Genomic DNA, 15954 nt, shown 5'->3' on the forward strand with positions numbered 1-15954 from the left:
TTAGTGTTTAACTTTGCAGAAAAGTTTATGGAGCAAGGAGTTAAAAAGAAAGTTGCTAGGCTTGAAGCCCGTGTCGACTGGCTTTTCCCACGTATTCGTCCTGAAGAGCAATTAATAGAAATTGCTGCGCATGGAAAAGAATCTCGGGAGGTGCTTCAAGGTTTAGCCGAAAAGATAGGCGAAAAAATGCAGGAATCGCTGATTCAGGTTACGCAAAGCATCCAATCTGGCCTTGAACAAAGCCTTGAAAAGATCATGGCACCTGCAATCAATAAGCTGGTGGATGAAACCTCTGAAGGTAATCAAAAAGCACTGGAAGATCTAATAGGCAAGTTTATGGAAAGCTTCGGCCACCAAGGTGCTCAGCAGCGCCAAGCAATGGATTCTGCTTCAGCTAAAGTGAACGAGTCGATTGCCGATATGAGCACCGCTATGCAAGCTATGGTAAATCGTTTAGATTCTACGCAAACTAGCATGGTACAACAGCAATCCCAGTTTACCGACCAGCTAGAGCAGAAGCTAGCCAGTTTAGTTGCCGGAATGGAAGCTCAAAGCCAGAAAGTAGCGCAGGCAACACAAGGTCAGCTTGAACAGTTAAGCCAAAGCTTTTCAGAGCGCGACACTAAAGTACAAGCCGCTGAATTAGAACGTAATAAGTTGATTTCTGAGCAAAGCGAAGCGGTGAAAACGACGACAGAAGCCTTGGTTTCAGAAGTGCAAAAAACCTATGGTCAGCAAACAGAAACCGTTGCTGAGCTGTTGTCGCAAAGTCGCGAATTATACAAACAGGTTCACTTGTCGATGGATGCCAGTGATAAAGCCAGTACTGGTATGCTTGAAGCTGCTAAAGAACTAAAAGGCACGGCAAATACAATGAATGTGTTTGCCACTCAAATCCGAGATGCGGGCAACCAGTTGTCTGGCTCTGTTGAAAAAGCTGCTTCTACCACTGCTGGCTTGGCAAAACAAAATCAGGAAACCGCTGATCGTTTGAATACGCTACGTGATGAGCTGAACGGCAGCGTTACTCAATTCAATAGTTTAGCGGATAAGATTCAACAAATGTTTGACCAGTCTGCCTCTGTGTTTGATGAGCTTAGACGCCAGCAGAATGAGTACCTGACTGACCAAAAAAGTAATGTAGATAACTTGAGTGATAAAGTTGCGGTCCTGCTAAGTGACTATGCAGAACAAGCTAATGCCCAGACCTCAGAGCACTTAAAAGCTTGGTCTGAGGGCACGACCAAGTATGCTGCGCAAATGAACGAAGCCTACAAACAACTGGCTAGTATTGTTGAAAGTATCGAAGATGCAGCTGCAGGGGTTCGTTAATGGATGGGGGGCGGGGTCGGCGTAGTGCCAAGGTAGACGAGGAAAACCCATATTGGATGTCATTTTCCGACTTGATGTCTGGTTTGCTTGTGATTTTTATCTTGGCGGCAGTAGCTTTGATCATTGAGTTAACCCAAAAAACTATTGATGTAGATGAAGGTATCGAAGAACTGAAAAAAGCGGAGCAAGCACGTGAAGATATCCTGAATGAAGTTCGTCAAGAGCTTTCTGAGCAAGACATCGAAGTATTAATAGCAGATAACGATACTGTGATCCGCATCCCAGAATCGACGCTCTCATTTGAATCGGGTGAAGAAAGAATTCCCGCTGATCAACGTGTGCAAAATTCGGTTCGTCAAATTGGTTTGGTTTTGCACCAAGCCATTACTCGTGACGACCGCTTGCAGTACCTCGACACAGTATTTATTGAAGGCCATACAGATAGTGACGCCATATTTTATCGTGGCAAAGGAAACTGGGGCTTATCTACTGACCGAGCTATCTCTATTTGGAATACATGGTTAGTTGGATTGGAGGTGCTCCCAGCCTACTCCGAATTAGAAAACATCTACGGCCAAAGACTTTTCAGTGTCAGTGGCTATGCTGCCAGCCGCCGAGTGCAAGAATTGGAAGAGACCCCAAGGCAAAAAGCAGAAAATAGACGCATTGATATTCGCTTTACTGTGAAGCCACCATCGATTGCTGACTTAGAGCGCATTAAGCCTAATAGTTCTAAGGAATAATTATGATGAAGCGCTTGGAATTCAAAATTAATACTAACCGATCGGTTGAGCAGCTAGAAAAACTGATTCGGACGACTACTGATTTAAAACACCTTGCTAATCGAGTGGGCACTGGTAGCCACAGGTACCTAAAAGCGTTGAAGGAGCTAACTGAGGCCGCTCGCTATAAGCGTCCTTTACAGCATGAGATCACTAACAGAGTTTTGCTTCGGGCATTGCCCGCGGTATTGCGTGATTATCCTGATGTTCTAACTAAAGAAGTATTAGAAAAAGTAGATGCATTAGCACATAAACCTAGTTTCGCTTTGTTAGAAGCATTAACACAGTTCTTCTTCATGCGTTATTATGAAGCAATAAAAATTCCATCACTTACTGATTGGCTGAAAAAAAACAGGCAGCAGCGCGGTATTCAACAACCATATGACGAATTTTTGTTTTCTTCTTCTGGTGCAAAATGGGCGGCAACTTCGGCTATTGAAGCTGATATAGAATTAAACGCACGCTTAAAAGCTTTACGGTTAGATTTGCACGCAACTGGTGATTTTAAACAAGCATCACAAAATATTTATTATTTAGAGCAATTGAAAAAAATCGACGTAAACAGAGATCATAATTTACTGAAAGAAATTGTTAAGCCTTCAGTCGTAGAGGCACCTTATGCTGGGGGGGCTTTGCTGGGGCATGAAATTTTGTCAATTGTAATCGACCGTGCGAACGCCAATGCTCCTCATCAAGCTTGGCAAGATGTGGTGATCAAAATTGCTGGTGACCCGCGAGTATCTCCTTCGAGCTCCCGCTACCAAAAGTGGTGGCAACACATTGATAATAAATTGATAGCCAAAGTTCGAAGTTGGTTGTCGAAGTATGAACTGCGCTTATTTCTAGAAGCATTAAATGACTTCAAGGAATCAACAAACAATACAGAATTAATGAGAATGTACCCAGCACGTAAGAAGTTTATGGAAGGACTTCTCGACAAAGAATTAGTACTGCATACACGTTTATTTTTAAGCCGGCGGGCTGACCAATATCTCAAGAAAAACTATGAGCAAAGTGCATTGACGCAATATGAGGTAATTGATCAGCAGGATAAGTCATTAATTTATATTCAATTGGATGGTGCCCATCTAATAGAGGGTAGCCATAGCTGTTATTTATGGATTTATAAGAATTTAATTAGTACCGCCTGTGTCTATAACTACTCTCGTAAAAAATTTGCATACTTCGAATTAACGCAGGCACTAGCTGCACAGCAGGTTAGGGAGGGAATGCCTAAACCCGCTAATATTACCCATAGCCCCAATAGCTGGCAGCGACATGCTGTAGCAGAACTAAGAAATTGTGGTGTTGATATTGTATTAAAAGATGTAATAGATGCTCGTGAGTATGATATTCAGCGGCGACTGTATGGAGTGAGTTAATGGCGTTATTAGACCACATTAAAAAGATTATGGGCAATACGCCAAAAGATAAGTCTTTTAAGTGGGAGCTTAATCCCGGCGTTGTTTCATTTTATCTTCCAAAAAATGTTTTTGTAAAAATAAGTGAGCAGTCGGAAGTAGTTCTTTTACAATTCTCAACGCTAAAAATTCTTTTAGAACAAGGGCAAGCTGAGCTATTGCCAAATGGATTTGATGTGGCAAATGAAGTGGTTGCAGCATTTGATGAAAGCTCGCGCACTTTACTCAATTTACCAAGTAAGTGGCGAGGTGAGATTGTAGCTGATATTGCAGGCAATACTCGAGAGGATAAGTTTTCTGTAAAGATAAAAGTGAGCTCACCAACAGGTAAACTTACTAATTACTATGAAATTGATGGTCCACTTATTTGTTTTGGTGACACGCAGAAATACCTGTTAGGACCTAGTGAATACAAAGTATTTTCTGCGCAAAGTCGCTTCAAAGATCAAGGTGCATCTCAAGAATCGAAACTTCGTTACATTTATGCTATTCAACAAGCGCATTACGAATCCGAGTTGTGTACATATGAGCTTGGTCACTTTAATAAGCTTAAAATTACTGTTCCGGATAAAATTACAGTTACAATCGATCAACATTCAAATGGTAGTTTGATATTGACACCAGGTATGCAGCAAGATGCTACGCCTGAGCAGTTAAACCGAACCTTGGGCCAGTTGCTAAGACCAGAAGCTAAAAGCCTTCGCGTGGGGAATGAGATTGTTTTGTTCAATGAAGAAAAATTAGCTGCTGTGCAAGAGATCATTCGTAACCGAATCGTAAAACCTAAAGATGTCGAAGACTTCTTAAAATACCCTACTAAATATCTTGATGCGACCCTTGTTGACCTTGACCTCGGTTTTTCAGCCAGAGTTCATGGGGTAACTGGATATTTACAGGCATATTTTGGCGATACTGATGAGTCCGGAGTCAGTTGGTTTGGTAGCTCTGATAGTACTATGACTCCCGAAGTGTTTGCCGCAGCTGATAAATTTATTAAAGACCCAGAAACTTTAGCGTCTGTTACTGAAAAGATAAATGATGCAATTAAAACTGGTGCAACCAGTTTTGAACATGATCATAAGCTATACGATATTTCCGATAAAGAGGCGACACTATTTTCATTAAAAACATTGCATGAGCGTGCAGAGGAACAAGGTTATAGTGGTGACGACGATAAACTAGGTGTCAGTGAAGAACGTGAAGAATCTATTCAGCTGGTTGTAGATGTTGACCTTAATGACGAAACCTTAGAAATTAAATCAGCTTCAATAGAAACTATACTTGAGAAAGTGCTGTATCCAGGTGACTTGGATTGGAAGAATTTTCTGCGAAATCCGTTTGTGCACCAGGAGTTTGCTGTGCGATGGGGACTTGGTTTGATTAACCAAGCGCTGGATACCTCTAATGAAGTGGCGGGGGCGCTATTCGCTGATGATATGGGGTTGGGCAAAACCTTCTCTGCGTTGGCTACTACTTATTTTTACTATGAGCAATGTAAGCATCAGGAGCGAACGCTAAAGCCTACCTTAATTGTTGCGCCACTTAGCTTGTTAGATAACTGGAAAGTAGAAGTAGGAAAAACATTTAATCAGAGCCCTTTCAGTGATATTGTTGTTTTGCAATCTGATGCCGAGATGAACCACTACCGAGAGGGTGGCATAGAGATTGTTAAAGTTTCCTCAGCAGATATGACCGCAGAACCTAAGTACTCATTAAAAGTGGGTAAAAACTTTGGTTCTAAACGTCTGGATATGCCGGGTAGGTTAGTTATTACCACTTATCAAACTCTTCGCGATTATCAGTTTTCAATGTGCCGTATCGACTGGGGCATGGTTGTATTCGATGAAGCGCAAAATATTAAGAATCCTAATGCATTGCAAACACGTGCAGCCAAGGGTCTAAAGGCTGATTTTAAGATGGTCACTACGGGTACACCCGTTGAGAACAGCTTGAAGGACTTTTGGTGCCTGATGGATACCGCTTGTCCAGGGTTGCTGGGTAGTTACCAAGAATTCCGTGAAACCTATGTGGCTCCAATTACTCAATCTGCGGGCGACGAAATTGATGCAAAGCGGGCTGAGTATGGTCGAATGCTGCGTAAAAAAGTTGGTGCGCTAATGTTGCGTCGCACCAAAGAAGATAATTTAGATGGTTTACCGTCTAAACGTTTATATGCTGGCTTAAAAGATACCAGTTGGAAATATATGGCTGAGCTTGAAAGTACTTTACACGGGCATCAGTTAGAAGTTTACGATTCGTTATTAAATCAGCAGATTAATGACAATGATGCCCATGCGCTGAGTACTATTCAGCAACTTAGAAATTGTTCGCTGCACCCTGATTTGGTGGGAGCAGGTAATATAGATGCAAATGTTACGGACTCACTTAAACAGTCGGCTAAGCTGGCATCACTGCTAGTAATAATTGACCAAATTAAGGGGCGAAATGAAAAGTGCATCATCTTTCTAGTAAATAAAAAACTGCAATGCTATTTAAGCGTGGCACTAGGTAAGTACTATGAACTTGGCCTAGTAGACGTGATTAACGGTGATACAAAGGCTGTAGCTAAAACATCTCAAACACAAACGCGCTCAAGCATCATTGAGGAATTTGAAGCTAAGCAAGGCTTTAACCTCATTATTATGTCACCGGTGGCAGCTGGTGTTGGATTGACAGTGGTGGGTGCAAATAACGTAATACATCTTGAGCGACACTGGAATCCAGCGAAAGAAGCGCAAGCAACGGATCGGGTTTACCGTATTGGCCAAAAACGCGATGTAAACGTATATGTACCTGTTGCGCTACATCCGGAGTTTGAATCATTTGATGCTAATTTACACAGTTTACTAAGCAAAAAAGTATTGCTGAAAAATGCGGTAGTTACCCCTGAGGAAGTAGTCCCACAGCCTGCTGGTATTTCAACCTTGCCGTTGGAAACTATTATTACCCCCGCTATAGTTAAACGCTTGACGTGGCAGCAGTTTGAAGCGCTAGCAGTGTTGCTAATAGCTAAAAAAATTGGAGCACAACGTTATTACCTCACATCCAATGGTAGCGACCATGGCGCCGATGGTGTGGCGATAGCAGGGGAGGTTATGCACTTAGTACAAGCTAAACATGTATCGGGTAGCTACAATGGGTATTCCGCTATACAGGAAGTATATTCGGCCACTAAAGTTTATGAGAAACTATTTGCACCTAGTGCTGGCACTCAACTTTATTTTATTAGTAATAGTCGAAGGTTAGTGAAAAAATGCCGTAAATTAGCATTAGACTACAATGTAGAGGTTATTGCAGCTAATGATTTTGAAGAACTGCTAGTCCAGAACACTATAAAAATTAATGATTTGCTGTTGTTGGAGAAGAGGGGTCGTGTGAAAGCGTAGGGTATCTATGCTCTCTGTCATATACAAGGCTGCTCAGCAATACTCGAACGAATCGGCCTGTCGTTCCCAGGAATCAGGAAGTAGCTGAGCCATTTTGCTTGGAAATGTGAATTAATATATCAATATATGAAAAATATCCATTTACGCATTGCAGTCGCAATCCTAATCCCAATGTTTTTTGGTTGCACTCATAATCTCCTGCTTTCTAAATATAGAAATTGTGGGTCCAGTAGGGCTTGAACCTACGGCCAAGGGATTATGAGTCCCTTGGTCGGCGGTAAACAAATTATTCGATTTTCTCCCTTCGCGTTTACTATCTTCCTATTTGTGCTTAACGACTAACTGCAAGAGCCTTCGCCCGCCGACTTTTATACAAACTCTTAATAGTCGGCTAAAAAATCGTTTAACTGAGTTAGGTAAGTAAGTGCTTACCGCCCAGGCTGTACATTAATGAAGTGCACATCAAACGCTTATCACATTTAGATCAAAGCGGTTATTGTGATTGTGAATAAAAATTCGTATCATTCGCTTTATCATAATGAAAACTTTCCTCTTACCGCTGAGGCTCTTCATGCTCCGTACTCCGATGTCTTTCCCCGTCACGCCGCTTTCTGCTGCTATGCGGCGTTCGCTTGTTCTGTCGCTGGGCGGCATGCTGAGCGTTGTTCCGCTCACGGTGCTTGCTCAAGAAGAAGCCACTTCCAACGACACCGTGGTAGTGACTGCCACGGCGCTAAAGGTGGACACGCCGCTGGTAGAAACGCCGCGTCCGGTTTCAAGCGTTGACCGTGAAGAGTTGGAAACCCGCAACGTTCAGCAGTTAGATGAAACGTTCCGCTATCGTGCGGGCGTACTTTCTGGCCACTATGGTAGTGATAACAACACCGATTGGCTCAAGGTGCGTGGCTTTGATCAGTCTACCTATCAAGATGGTCTGCGCATTTACCGGGAAGGGTTTTATCAGTGGCTACCCGAGCCTTATGGGTTGGAGCGTATTGAAGTCTTCAAAGGGCCGTCATCGATTCTCTACGGTGAGGCGCCTCCTGGTGGCTTGATCAATGCGGTGAGCAAACGTCCTACCGAAACGCCCCAAGGGGAAGTCAATTTGCAGCTTGGCAACCGCAACCATCGCCAAGTTGGGATTGATACCAGCGGGCCGCTGGGTGAATCAGACGATGTACGCTATCGCTTAGTGGGTATGTACAAAGAGCGTGATGGCGATTTAAACGCGACGGATAACGAGCGTTATTACTTTGCGCCTAGCCTAGCGGTTGATTTTAGCGAAGACACCACCGTTACTTTTTTAGCCAGTGTGCAAAAGGATGACGGCGTACCGGTCAACGGTTTTAAGCTACCTTACGGCACCGTCCAAAACACACCTTTCGGGCGTATTGATCCGCAAACCAATTTGAGCGAGCCAGGGTACGATAAGGACACACGTACCCAATGGGGGCTGGGTTATGAGCTACAACATAACATTAATGACACCTGGGCGTTTGAACAAGATTTACGCTACAGCGAGTTAGATTTAGAGCTGCGCAGCAGCTATGCGCTGTCTATGGTCGATGATCGCCGCGCCTCACGCGGGTTGGTATATCGTGATGGCTCTATCGATAGCTGGACTGTCGATAACCGCATGGTGGGTACTTGGTACGGTGATCGTACCGAGAATACGCTGCTGCTAGGGGTTGATTACCAGAACCTAAGCCTGAGTGGTCAGGAAGGGGACGATTACGCATTCGGTGATCCGATCGATATTTTCGACCCAGTTTATGGTAACTACACACCAATTGCTCAAGATGATCTGTTGAGTCGGGAAATCGATAAAGAGCAAACTGGTTTATATGCCCAAAACCAACTGCGCATAGATGACCGTTGGGTGCTGCTGGGTGGTGTGCGTTACGACCAGGCCGAAACGGATAATAGCAACCTAACGGCGGGCACGACCCAGCGTTCAGACGATGACCAGGTATCTTGGTCAGGTGGCGCAATGTACCTGGGTGAAAACGGTGTTAACCCCTATATCAGCTATACCGAGTCGTTCGACCCAGTGGGTCGCGTTGACAGTGATGGCGAGCTTTACGACCCCCGTGAAGGGCGGCAGTGGGAAGCCGGTGTGAAGGTGGCTCCCTTTGGCTGGGATGGCTATGTAACGGCTGCCGTTTTTGATTTGCAAGAAAGCAACACGCTGGTGAACTCACCGGCAGGCTTCCAGGTACAAGAAGGGGAGCGCACCTCTCAAGGTTTCGAGCTGGAAGGTGTTGGCTATGTGACCGATAACCTTCGAGTGACAGCGGCATACACCTACAACGATTCGCGCTTGGAAGAAGATGAACGCGCGCCGTTGATTCCGCGTCACCAAGCTTCCACCTGGTTAGACTACGCCTTTACCGGCGGTGCGTTAAATGGCGTTACCCTGGGCGGTGGCGTGCGTTATGTGGGCAGTACCGTTGATACCAGTGTCGCAGATAACACAGAAGTGGATAGCTATACCCTGGTGGATGCCATGGTGGGTTACGAATTTGCCGATGGCTGGGAAGCTCAGGTCAACGTTAATAACCTCACCGATAAAGAGTATGTCGCAAGCTGTGAATACTGGTGCTACTACGGCGAATCCCGCAGTGTGATCGGCAGTGTGAAATATAGCTGGTAAGACAATTATCCGATGCTAAGCCCTAAGCCCGGCGACTCGCCGGGCTTTTTTGTGCCTGCAGTAAAATCACCAACCATGGCTAACTGCAAACATCGCTACTGAATAAGCGCTTCTGTTTCAGTAGCGTGCTGGCGCCGTTTTCGCGGTACACAAATTGGTATACCGCTTTCAGAGTCGTGGATCACGTGGGCATCCAGGTCAAAAACGCGCTTAAGGTTAGCAGCGGTAAACACCTCAGTGGGTGCGCCGCTGGTGACGATTTGGCCATCACACATCATTACTAAATGGTCAGCGTAGGCGGCGGCCAGGTTCAGGTCGTGGAGCACTAGTAGAAGTGTACGGCCATGTTCGTGGGCGAGACTTGAAAGGAGTTCCAGTAGGTCAACCTGTACCTTTAGATCCAGAAAAGTGGTCGGTTCATCAAGCAGAATCAGGTCGGTTTGTTGCGCCAGCACCATAGCAATCCAGCAGCGTTGGCGCTGCCCACCGGAAAGCGCATCCACGCTGCGCTCGGCAAAATCAGTGACGTTGGTAAACGCCATCGCTTCACGAATGGCATTGGCGTCCTGCTGCGCATTTTTCTGCCACAACCCCTGATGTGGAAAGCGGCCCATTCCCACTAACTGCCTTACGCTCAGCCCCTCCGGCGCCACTGGCCCTTGGGGAAGAATACCCAGACGTTTTGCGACCTCCCGCGTATTACTGCGATGGATATCTTTGCCATCCAGGTACACGTGCCCGCTACTCGGCGAAAGCGTGCGGGCTAGGGTTTTAAGTAGTGTCGATTTACCGCTTCCGTTGGGCCCCAAGAGAACCGTGAGTTTGCCTTCCGCAATAGCGATATCCACACCGTTCAATACCTGCCGGGCGTCATAGCCAGCATGCAGTGCTTCGCCCGTTAGGCGGGGCGGCGGGGTTGGTGGGTATGGCATGAGGCGCTCATAGGGGTTATCGAAACAGCTAGCACCGTAAGGCAAAACATTCTCATTTTCAATAATTACTGCTAGCTAATCGATAACCATTCCCTGCTGGAAGTGGTCTAGAGAATTTCGTTATATCGAACGGTTTGTTCCATGGCAGTAGATCTTGCTGTTATTATATGCATAATATAATAATTATCATTTAGATCTGCATTACGTTTTGAAGGGGGCGTCCACTTAAACGCAGGGGATAAAAAGAAGATGTACATTAAGAAACACTCGGTATTTTGGCCCACGTTGACGCTTGCCGGTTTAGTGACTGCTAGCCAAGCCTATGGGCAGGCACCCGCAATCACTAATCCAGAGTCGCAAAGTAGCCGTGGGGACGCTAATCAAACCATGGTCGTCACTGCTTCACGCACCAATGCCACAAAAGAAGATTCACCTCAAACGGTGCGCATAATCAGCGAGGAAGAGATCAATCAGCAGCTGCAAATTTCCAGCGATTCCTCGCAGATATTAAGCAATCTGTTGCCTTCCTATTCACCCAGCCGTCAAAAGATGAGCGGTAGCGGTGAAACCCTACGGGGTCGAACACCGCTGATTCTTATCGACGGTATTCCACAATCAAATCCGCTACGGCCCACTGGTCGTGAAGCGCACGCTATCGATTTTTCGATGGTCGAGCAGATTGAAGTCATTCAGGGGGCGAACGCCACCAACGGGGTAGGGGCTGCGGGTGGCGTTATCAATTTGATTACCAAACGCCCAGAGCCCGGCTCGCTCAACCAGCATGCTGAGGTAAAGGTGACGACTCCCACCAGCGAGCTGGACAGCGATACATTAAGCTACGAAACCAATTATGGGGTGAGTGGCAACAGCGGCAATATTGATTATCTATTCTCAATGAGTTTTGAGGATCAAGGTCTTTTCCTGGATGGCAATAGCGACCCTGTGGGCGTTGATAACACTCAGGGTGACCTGATGGATTCACGCTCTTATGACTTTTTGGGCAAGGTGGCCTATTGGCTTGATGATGATCAACGTCTTCAATTAACGCTCAATCATTACGATATTGAAAATCATAATAACTATGTCAGCGTAACGGGGGATCGTGCCAATGGTGTGGTGACGACGTCTGAACGTGGTTCACCCGAAGGTGACGCGCCCTATAACCGCGTTTGGACCACTGGGCTAAGCTACGATCATTACGACCTTGCCGGAATGCGTTTAAGTGCCCAGGCGTTTTACCAGGATTATGAAGCGCTGTTTGGTGCCACCAACTCGGCAACTTTCCAAGATCCCACCATTGCGCCAGTAGGGACTTTTTATGACCAAACGATGGCGGCGACCAGCAAGTTTGGCACCAAGGTGTCTCTAACCAAAGATGATCTGTTGGATGATCGGCTTAAACTGACCGCTGGCTTTGATACGCTGCTTGATGAAACAGAGCAGTACTTATATCAGTCAAGCCGGACCTATGTGCCTTCCACTGAATATACTGATCTTTCACCCTTCCTCCAGGCAGACTTTCGTCCGGTTGATTCGTTGCTGCTTTCTGCTGGTGTGCGTTATGAGTATGCCAAGCTGGATATCGGTGATTATCAGACCGTAGCGGCAAACAATGGCGTTAACGTTGAGGGAGGCGATCCCAGTTTCAATGAAACGCTTTATAACCTGGGGGCTGTGTGGAGTCCCGTTGATAATTGGAGCCTGTTTGCCAATTACTCTGAGGGGTTCTCGATTCCCGATGTGGGCCGTGCATTGAGGGGCATCAGTACTCCAGGGCAGTCGGTCAATAACATCGAGAATCTAAGCCCTATCGTGACCGATAATGTCGAGACAGGTGTGCGTTTTGAAAACGGGCGCTTAGCCGCTGAGCTTAGCTATTATGAGTCGTCTTCTGACTTTGGTAGCCGCTTAACAGAAGTGGATGATGTCTTCTATATGCAGCGCCAGGAGACCGAAATCAAAGGCTTTGAGGCCGCGGTAGATTATCAGTTTACCGATCAACATGCTGGTCGCTTAGCCTATTCACGCATGGAAGGGCGCTACGATAGCGACGATAACGGTAGCCTGGATTCTAAGCTATCTGGATTGGATGTATCGCCGGATCGCCTGGTAGCCAGTTGGTCGGCTAATTGGACCGATGAGCTCTCAACCTTTGTGCAGGCTAACTACGCCTTCGATGAAACCTTTGATGAGACGAATCGCGAGTTTGATGGCTATTTATTGATGGACGCGGCGGTGGGCTATCAACTGCCTGTCGGTCAGGTGAATGTTGGGGTGGCCAACTTATTAGATGAACAGTACGTCACTTACTACTCGCAAAGTGCCCTGGTGAATGACGAGCGCTACTTCGCTGGTCGAGGCAGAACAGTCACCTTTGGGTATCGCGTCGATTTCTAATCTTTGTAGCGCGCCCTATGCAGTAAATAAACGAAGAAGGGCGCGCCTATCCCAGCGACAAAGATACCCGCAGGTAAATCTTTGGGTAGAAACGCTACTCGTCCCAGCAGGTCAGCATTTAGCACTATCAATGCACCGACCAGCGCAGAGGCGGGTACTAGCCGCGCCAGATTACGCCCCACTAGCTTGGCAGCCAAGTGCGGTGCAATTAATCCCACAAAGCTGATGCCGCCCGCAAAGGCAACGGCGGCCCCTGCCAGTACAACACTGCAAGCCAGCAATACTAATCGGCTACGCAGAAGCGGTACCCCAAGCCCTTCAGCAACGTTATCGCCCAGTGCCATGGCATCCGCATGGCGGGCGAAAATCAAGCAGATAGGCGCCGCTACCAATACCCACGGCAACAGGCCTTTTACATCGTTCCACTGCGCAGCATATAGGCTGCCGGTTAGCCAAACATAGGCCGTCATGGCGGCGGCGTCATCGCTAATCACGATTAACAGTGTGGTGCCCGCTCCCATGGCTGCCGCAAGGCCGATACCGACGAGCACCATGCGCGATGGGCTGATGCCATCTTTCCACGCTAAGCTGACCACCAGAAGCGCCGACGCCAATGCGCCAGTCATGGCGGCAATGGGTAACCAGTGAATGCTCACCGTCGCGCTTAACAGCGATAGAAACAGCACTGCCGCCAGTGCAGCACCGCTGGTGATGCCAATGACATCCGGGGACGCCAGCGGGTTACGCACAATGCTTTGTAGAATAGCCCCCGCTATCGCCAAAGCAGCGCCAACCACCAGCGCTAGCGCAATGCGGGGTAGCCGCAGCTCCCAAATGATAAACGCGATATCACTGTTTTGCGGAGCGGCCAGCGCACGCAATACCTGAAACGGTGTGGTGGGAAAACTTCCCAAACAGAGCGATAGACCAGCACTAACTAAAAGTAGAAGGCTTAACAGAAGCAGCTTGGGAATAAAGCGTAGGCGGGGCGCTGAATTGGTAAGGGTCAATGCTGCTACCGGTCTCATTGGCTGGTCATCTTGCGTCGTGCTAGATAAATAAAGAAGGGCGTACCAATCAGCGCTGTCATTACCCCCACCGGTATTTCTTGCGGCGGGATGATAAACCGCGAGGCCACATCGGCTAATAGCAGTAAACAGGCACCTAGCAGAGCGCAGGCAGGGAGTAGCCAGCGATGGTCAATACCAAACAGCCCACGCGCCATATGGGGCACAATCAGTCCCACAAAACCAATCATACCTGCCAGCGCCACAGAGCTACCTGCCAGAACAATCACCACTATGCCCAGCAGTAGCTTAATCGTTGTAGCCTGCATGCCAAGCCCGGTAACCATGTCATCCCCCAGTAAAAGCGCGTTGGCATGACGCACCAAAAACGCACTGAGCAGAAGCGCTCCACCAAAAAGGGGCAATAAAGGTAGGATTAACGCGAGGTCACGTCCAGATACGGAGCCTGCCAGCCAGTAAAGAACGCTTTCAAAACTCTGCTGATCAATAACTAAAAGCCCTTGGCTGAAGGATACAAACATGGCTGTGACGGCAACGCCTGCCAACACAACACGTAATGGCGAGAGTTCACCATGGCGGCCACGGCTAAGGAGCACGACGAGTATGGCGGCCACCAGTGCGCCCAAAAGCGCCGCCCACACGTAGTGGGCAGGGGTATGCAGGGGGAGCAGCGACACGGCGACCACCACAAAAAACATCGCGCCAGCGTTAATCCCCAAAATACCTGGCGAGGCAAGGGGGTTGCGCGTCATCGTTTGCATTAACGCACCGGCAATAGCCAAGCTAGCGCCCACCAAGGCGGCAATCAGCGCTCGCGGCAGGCGTTCGGTGAGCAGGATAATATGGGCTATCTTGCTTGGGTCGTAGTGATTAAATGCTGACAGCAACGATGACCAAGCAATATCGGTCGTGCCCAGCATGATGCTGGCAAGAAAAGCACCGAGCGCTGCCAAACCTCCTAGTAGAAGCCCCGCCATTTTAGCGCTCGCGCTGTTTAGCATATGCCTTGATCCACTTGGCGATAGGCATCAAGGGAACACGCGTCGCGGTTAGCCACTATGGTCTCATCAAGCCCATAATGACTGTAGAGATCATCCAGCATGGCGTTAGCCGCGAGGATGCCGCCCCCCATCATCCAACTGACTGGGTCGACTTCAAACACGCGCCCGCTTTGCACGGCGGCAAGCTGCTGCCAAAGGGGGTGAGCCGTCCAGTGCTGGTAATTATCCACAATGGCTGGGTCGTTCGGCTCAAGCAGCACGAAGATGACATCGGCATCCAGTACGGGAATGTTCTCGGTACTGGAAAGCTTCATTCCCCAACTCTGGCTTTGTAGTGTTTCCGGCTGTTCGAAACCCAGTTCAGTTAAAATTGAGCCCGCAAAGCCGCTGGTATAAATGCGCACGTGGTCGCTTTTAAACCGAACGACGGCTACTTTTTGCGGCCAATGATGGCCAAGCTCTGTAGCAATTTGCTGGCGAAAATCGGCAGCTCGGGCCTCCCAGCGCTGGAGTAACTCGCGGGCCTCTGCTGTGTGGTCAGTGGCTTTCGCCAAAAGCGTCAGCGTGGTTTTAAAATCAAATACGCTATTGGCCGAAACGGTCGGAGCAATGGCGGTGAGTAGCGGTGCTATGCGCGCGTGGCGAAAATCGCTGGCCATCACCAGGTCCGGTTGAAGCCAGGCAATTTTTTCCAGGTTGGGCTGGGTTTCGAGCCCAACGTGCTCGACCCCCTCAAGCGGAGCTCGCAAGTAACGGTAGGTAGGTTTTTCAAGCCATGAATCAACCACGCCGACAGGTGTCAGTCCGAGCGCCACAGCGCTATCGGTAGCCCCCTGGTATAGCGTCACTATGCGCGGTGATGTGGTGAAAAAAGTGGGGTTATTTTGGGAAGGAAGCGCTTGGCCCCAACTGGGCACCGCATTTAAAAAAAGTAGCGCGATCATGGCCGTCAGTAGCACACGTATTAATACGTTAAGGTGATAGGTGTGTGCTTTAAACATTGATGTCACTTTACGATTAAC

Annotated in this window: 10 protein-coding genes and 1 tRNA gene; 6 read left to right on the plus strand and 5 right to left on the minus strand. The window is 47.8% G+C overall.

All coding sequences use genetic code 11. The features are described from left to right. The 4 genes from zorA to CXF87_RS18430 all read left to right on the plus strand — a co-directional run. Positions 1-1332: anti-phage ZorAB system protein ZorA (gene zorA / locus CXF87_RS18415; protein WP_157826571.1), on the plus strand; the 1332-nt coding region annotated here is incomplete at its 5' end. 56 nt (positions 1333-1388) lie between these two features. Beyond that, positions 1389-2075, plus strand: coding sequence for an OmpA/MotB family protein (locus CXF87_RS18420; RefSeq protein ID WP_232774964.1), 687 nt, complete (start codon positions 1389-1391; stop codon positions 2073-2075). A gap of 2 nt (positions 2076-2077) precedes the next feature. After that, positions 2078-3496, plus strand: a complete 1419-nt coding sequence (locus CXF87_RS18425; RefSeq protein ID WP_101147696.1) for an EH signature domain-containing protein — start codon at positions 2078-2080, stop codon at positions 3494-3496. After that, the gene (locus CXF87_RS18430; RefSeq protein WP_198556140.1) at positions 3496-6921 is read left to right on the plus strand and encodes an SNF2-related protein; all 3426 of its coding nucleotides are present in this window, start codon (positions 3496-3498) and stop codon (positions 6919-6921) included. The genes CXF87_RS18425 and CXF87_RS18430 overlap by 1 nt, the downstream gene beginning before the upstream one ends. Before the next feature lie 221 nt (positions 6922-7142). Here CXF87_RS18430 and CXF87_RS21695 read toward each other — a convergent pair. After that, positions 7143-7246 (minus strand) — tRNA-Met (locus tag CXF87_RS21695). A 327-nt stretch (positions 7247-7573) separates the two neighbouring features. Here CXF87_RS21695 and CXF87_RS18435 point away from each other — a divergent pair. Then, a complete protein-coding gene (locus tag CXF87_RS18435; protein ID WP_101147773.1) occupies positions 7574-9574 on the plus strand; it encodes a TonB-dependent siderophore receptor in 2001 nt (666 codons plus the stop codon). A gap of 95 nt (positions 9575-9669) precedes the next feature. Here the strand turns inward: CXF87_RS18435 and CXF87_RS18440 are convergent, their stop codons facing one another. After that, on the minus strand, positions 9670-10506 hold the full coding sequence (locus CXF87_RS18440) for an ABC transporter ATP-binding protein (RefSeq protein WP_101147697.1): 837 nt from the start codon (positions 10504-10506) through the stop codon (positions 9670-9672). A gap of 249 nt (positions 10507-10755) precedes the next feature. Here CXF87_RS18440 and CXF87_RS18445 point away from each other — a divergent pair, with 249 nt between their 5' ends. After that, a complete protein-coding gene (locus tag CXF87_RS18445) occupies positions 10756-12903 on the plus strand; it encodes a TonB-dependent receptor (protein ID WP_101147698.1) in 2148 nt (715 codons plus the stop codon). Here the strand turns inward: CXF87_RS18445 and CXF87_RS18450 are convergent. The 3 genes from CXF87_RS18450 to CXF87_RS18460 are packed head-to-tail and all read right to left on the minus strand — an operon-like array spanning position 12900 to position 15933. Further along, positions 12900-13931: a FecCD family ABC transporter permease gene (locus CXF87_RS18450; RefSeq protein WP_101147699.1), complete on the minus strand. Its 1032-nt coding sequence runs from the start codon at positions 13929-13931 to the stop codon at positions 12900-12902. The genes CXF87_RS18445 and CXF87_RS18450 overlap by 4 nt on opposite strands. Further along, positions 13928-14932, minus strand: a complete 1005-nt coding sequence (locus CXF87_RS18455) for a FecCD family ABC transporter permease (protein WP_101147700.1) — start codon at positions 14930-14932, stop codon at positions 13928-13930. The genes CXF87_RS18450 and CXF87_RS18455 overlap by 4 nt, the downstream gene beginning before the upstream one ends. Beyond that, positions 14926-15933: an ABC transporter substrate-binding protein gene (locus tag CXF87_RS18460; protein ID WP_101147701.1), complete on the minus strand. Its 1008-nt coding sequence runs from the start codon at positions 15931-15933 to the stop codon at positions 14926-14928. The genes CXF87_RS18455 and CXF87_RS18460 overlap by 7 nt, the downstream gene beginning before the upstream one ends. Positions 15934-15954 lie beyond the last annotated feature (21 nt).

Origin of the sequence: Halomonas sp. MES3-P3E (assembly GCF_002836035.1) — a bacterium.
GTDB classification, from domain to species: domain Bacteria; phylum Pseudomonadota; class Gammaproteobacteria; order Pseudomonadales; family Halomonadaceae; genus Vreelandella; species Vreelandella arctica.

What these genes read in the sequence shown, in the direction of transcription:
- CXF87_RS18420 (WP_232774964.1), top strand. Translation starts at nt 1,389, where the DNA reads ATGTCATTTTCCGACTTGATGTCTGGTTTGCTTGTGATTTTTATCTTG.
- CXF87_RS18425 (WP_101147696.1), top strand. Translation starts at nt 2,078, where the DNA reads ATGATGAAGCGCTTGGAATTCAAAATTAATACTAACCGATCGGTTGAG.
- CXF87_RS18430 (WP_198556140.1), top strand. Translation starts at nt 3,496, where the DNA reads ATGGCGTTATTAGACCACATTAAAAAGATTATGGGCAATACGCCAAAA.
- CXF87_RS18435 (WP_101147773.1), top strand. Translation starts at nt 7,574, where the DNA reads ATGCTGAGCGTTGTTCCGCTCACGGTGCTTGCTCAAGAAGAAGCCACT.
- CXF87_RS18440 (WP_101147697.1), bottom strand. Translation starts at nt 10,506, where the DNA reads ATGCCATACCCACCAACCCCGCCGCCCCGCCTAACGGGCGAAGCACTG.
- CXF87_RS18445 (WP_101147698.1), top strand. Translation starts at nt 10,756, where the DNA reads ATGTACATTAAGAAACACTCGGTATTTTGGCCCACGTTGACGCTTGCC.
- CXF87_RS18450 (WP_101147699.1), bottom strand. Translation starts at nt 13,931, where the DNA reads ATGAGACCGGTAGCAGCATTGACCCTTACCAATTCAGCGCCCCGCCTA.
- CXF87_RS18455 (WP_101147700.1), bottom strand. Translation starts at nt 14,932, where the DNA reads ATGCTAAACAGCGCGAGCGCTAAAATGGCGGGGCTTCTACTAGGAGGT.
- CXF87_RS18460 (WP_101147701.1), bottom strand. Translation starts at nt 15,933, where the DNA reads ATGTTTAAAGCACACACCTATCACCTTAACGTATTAATACGTGTGCTA.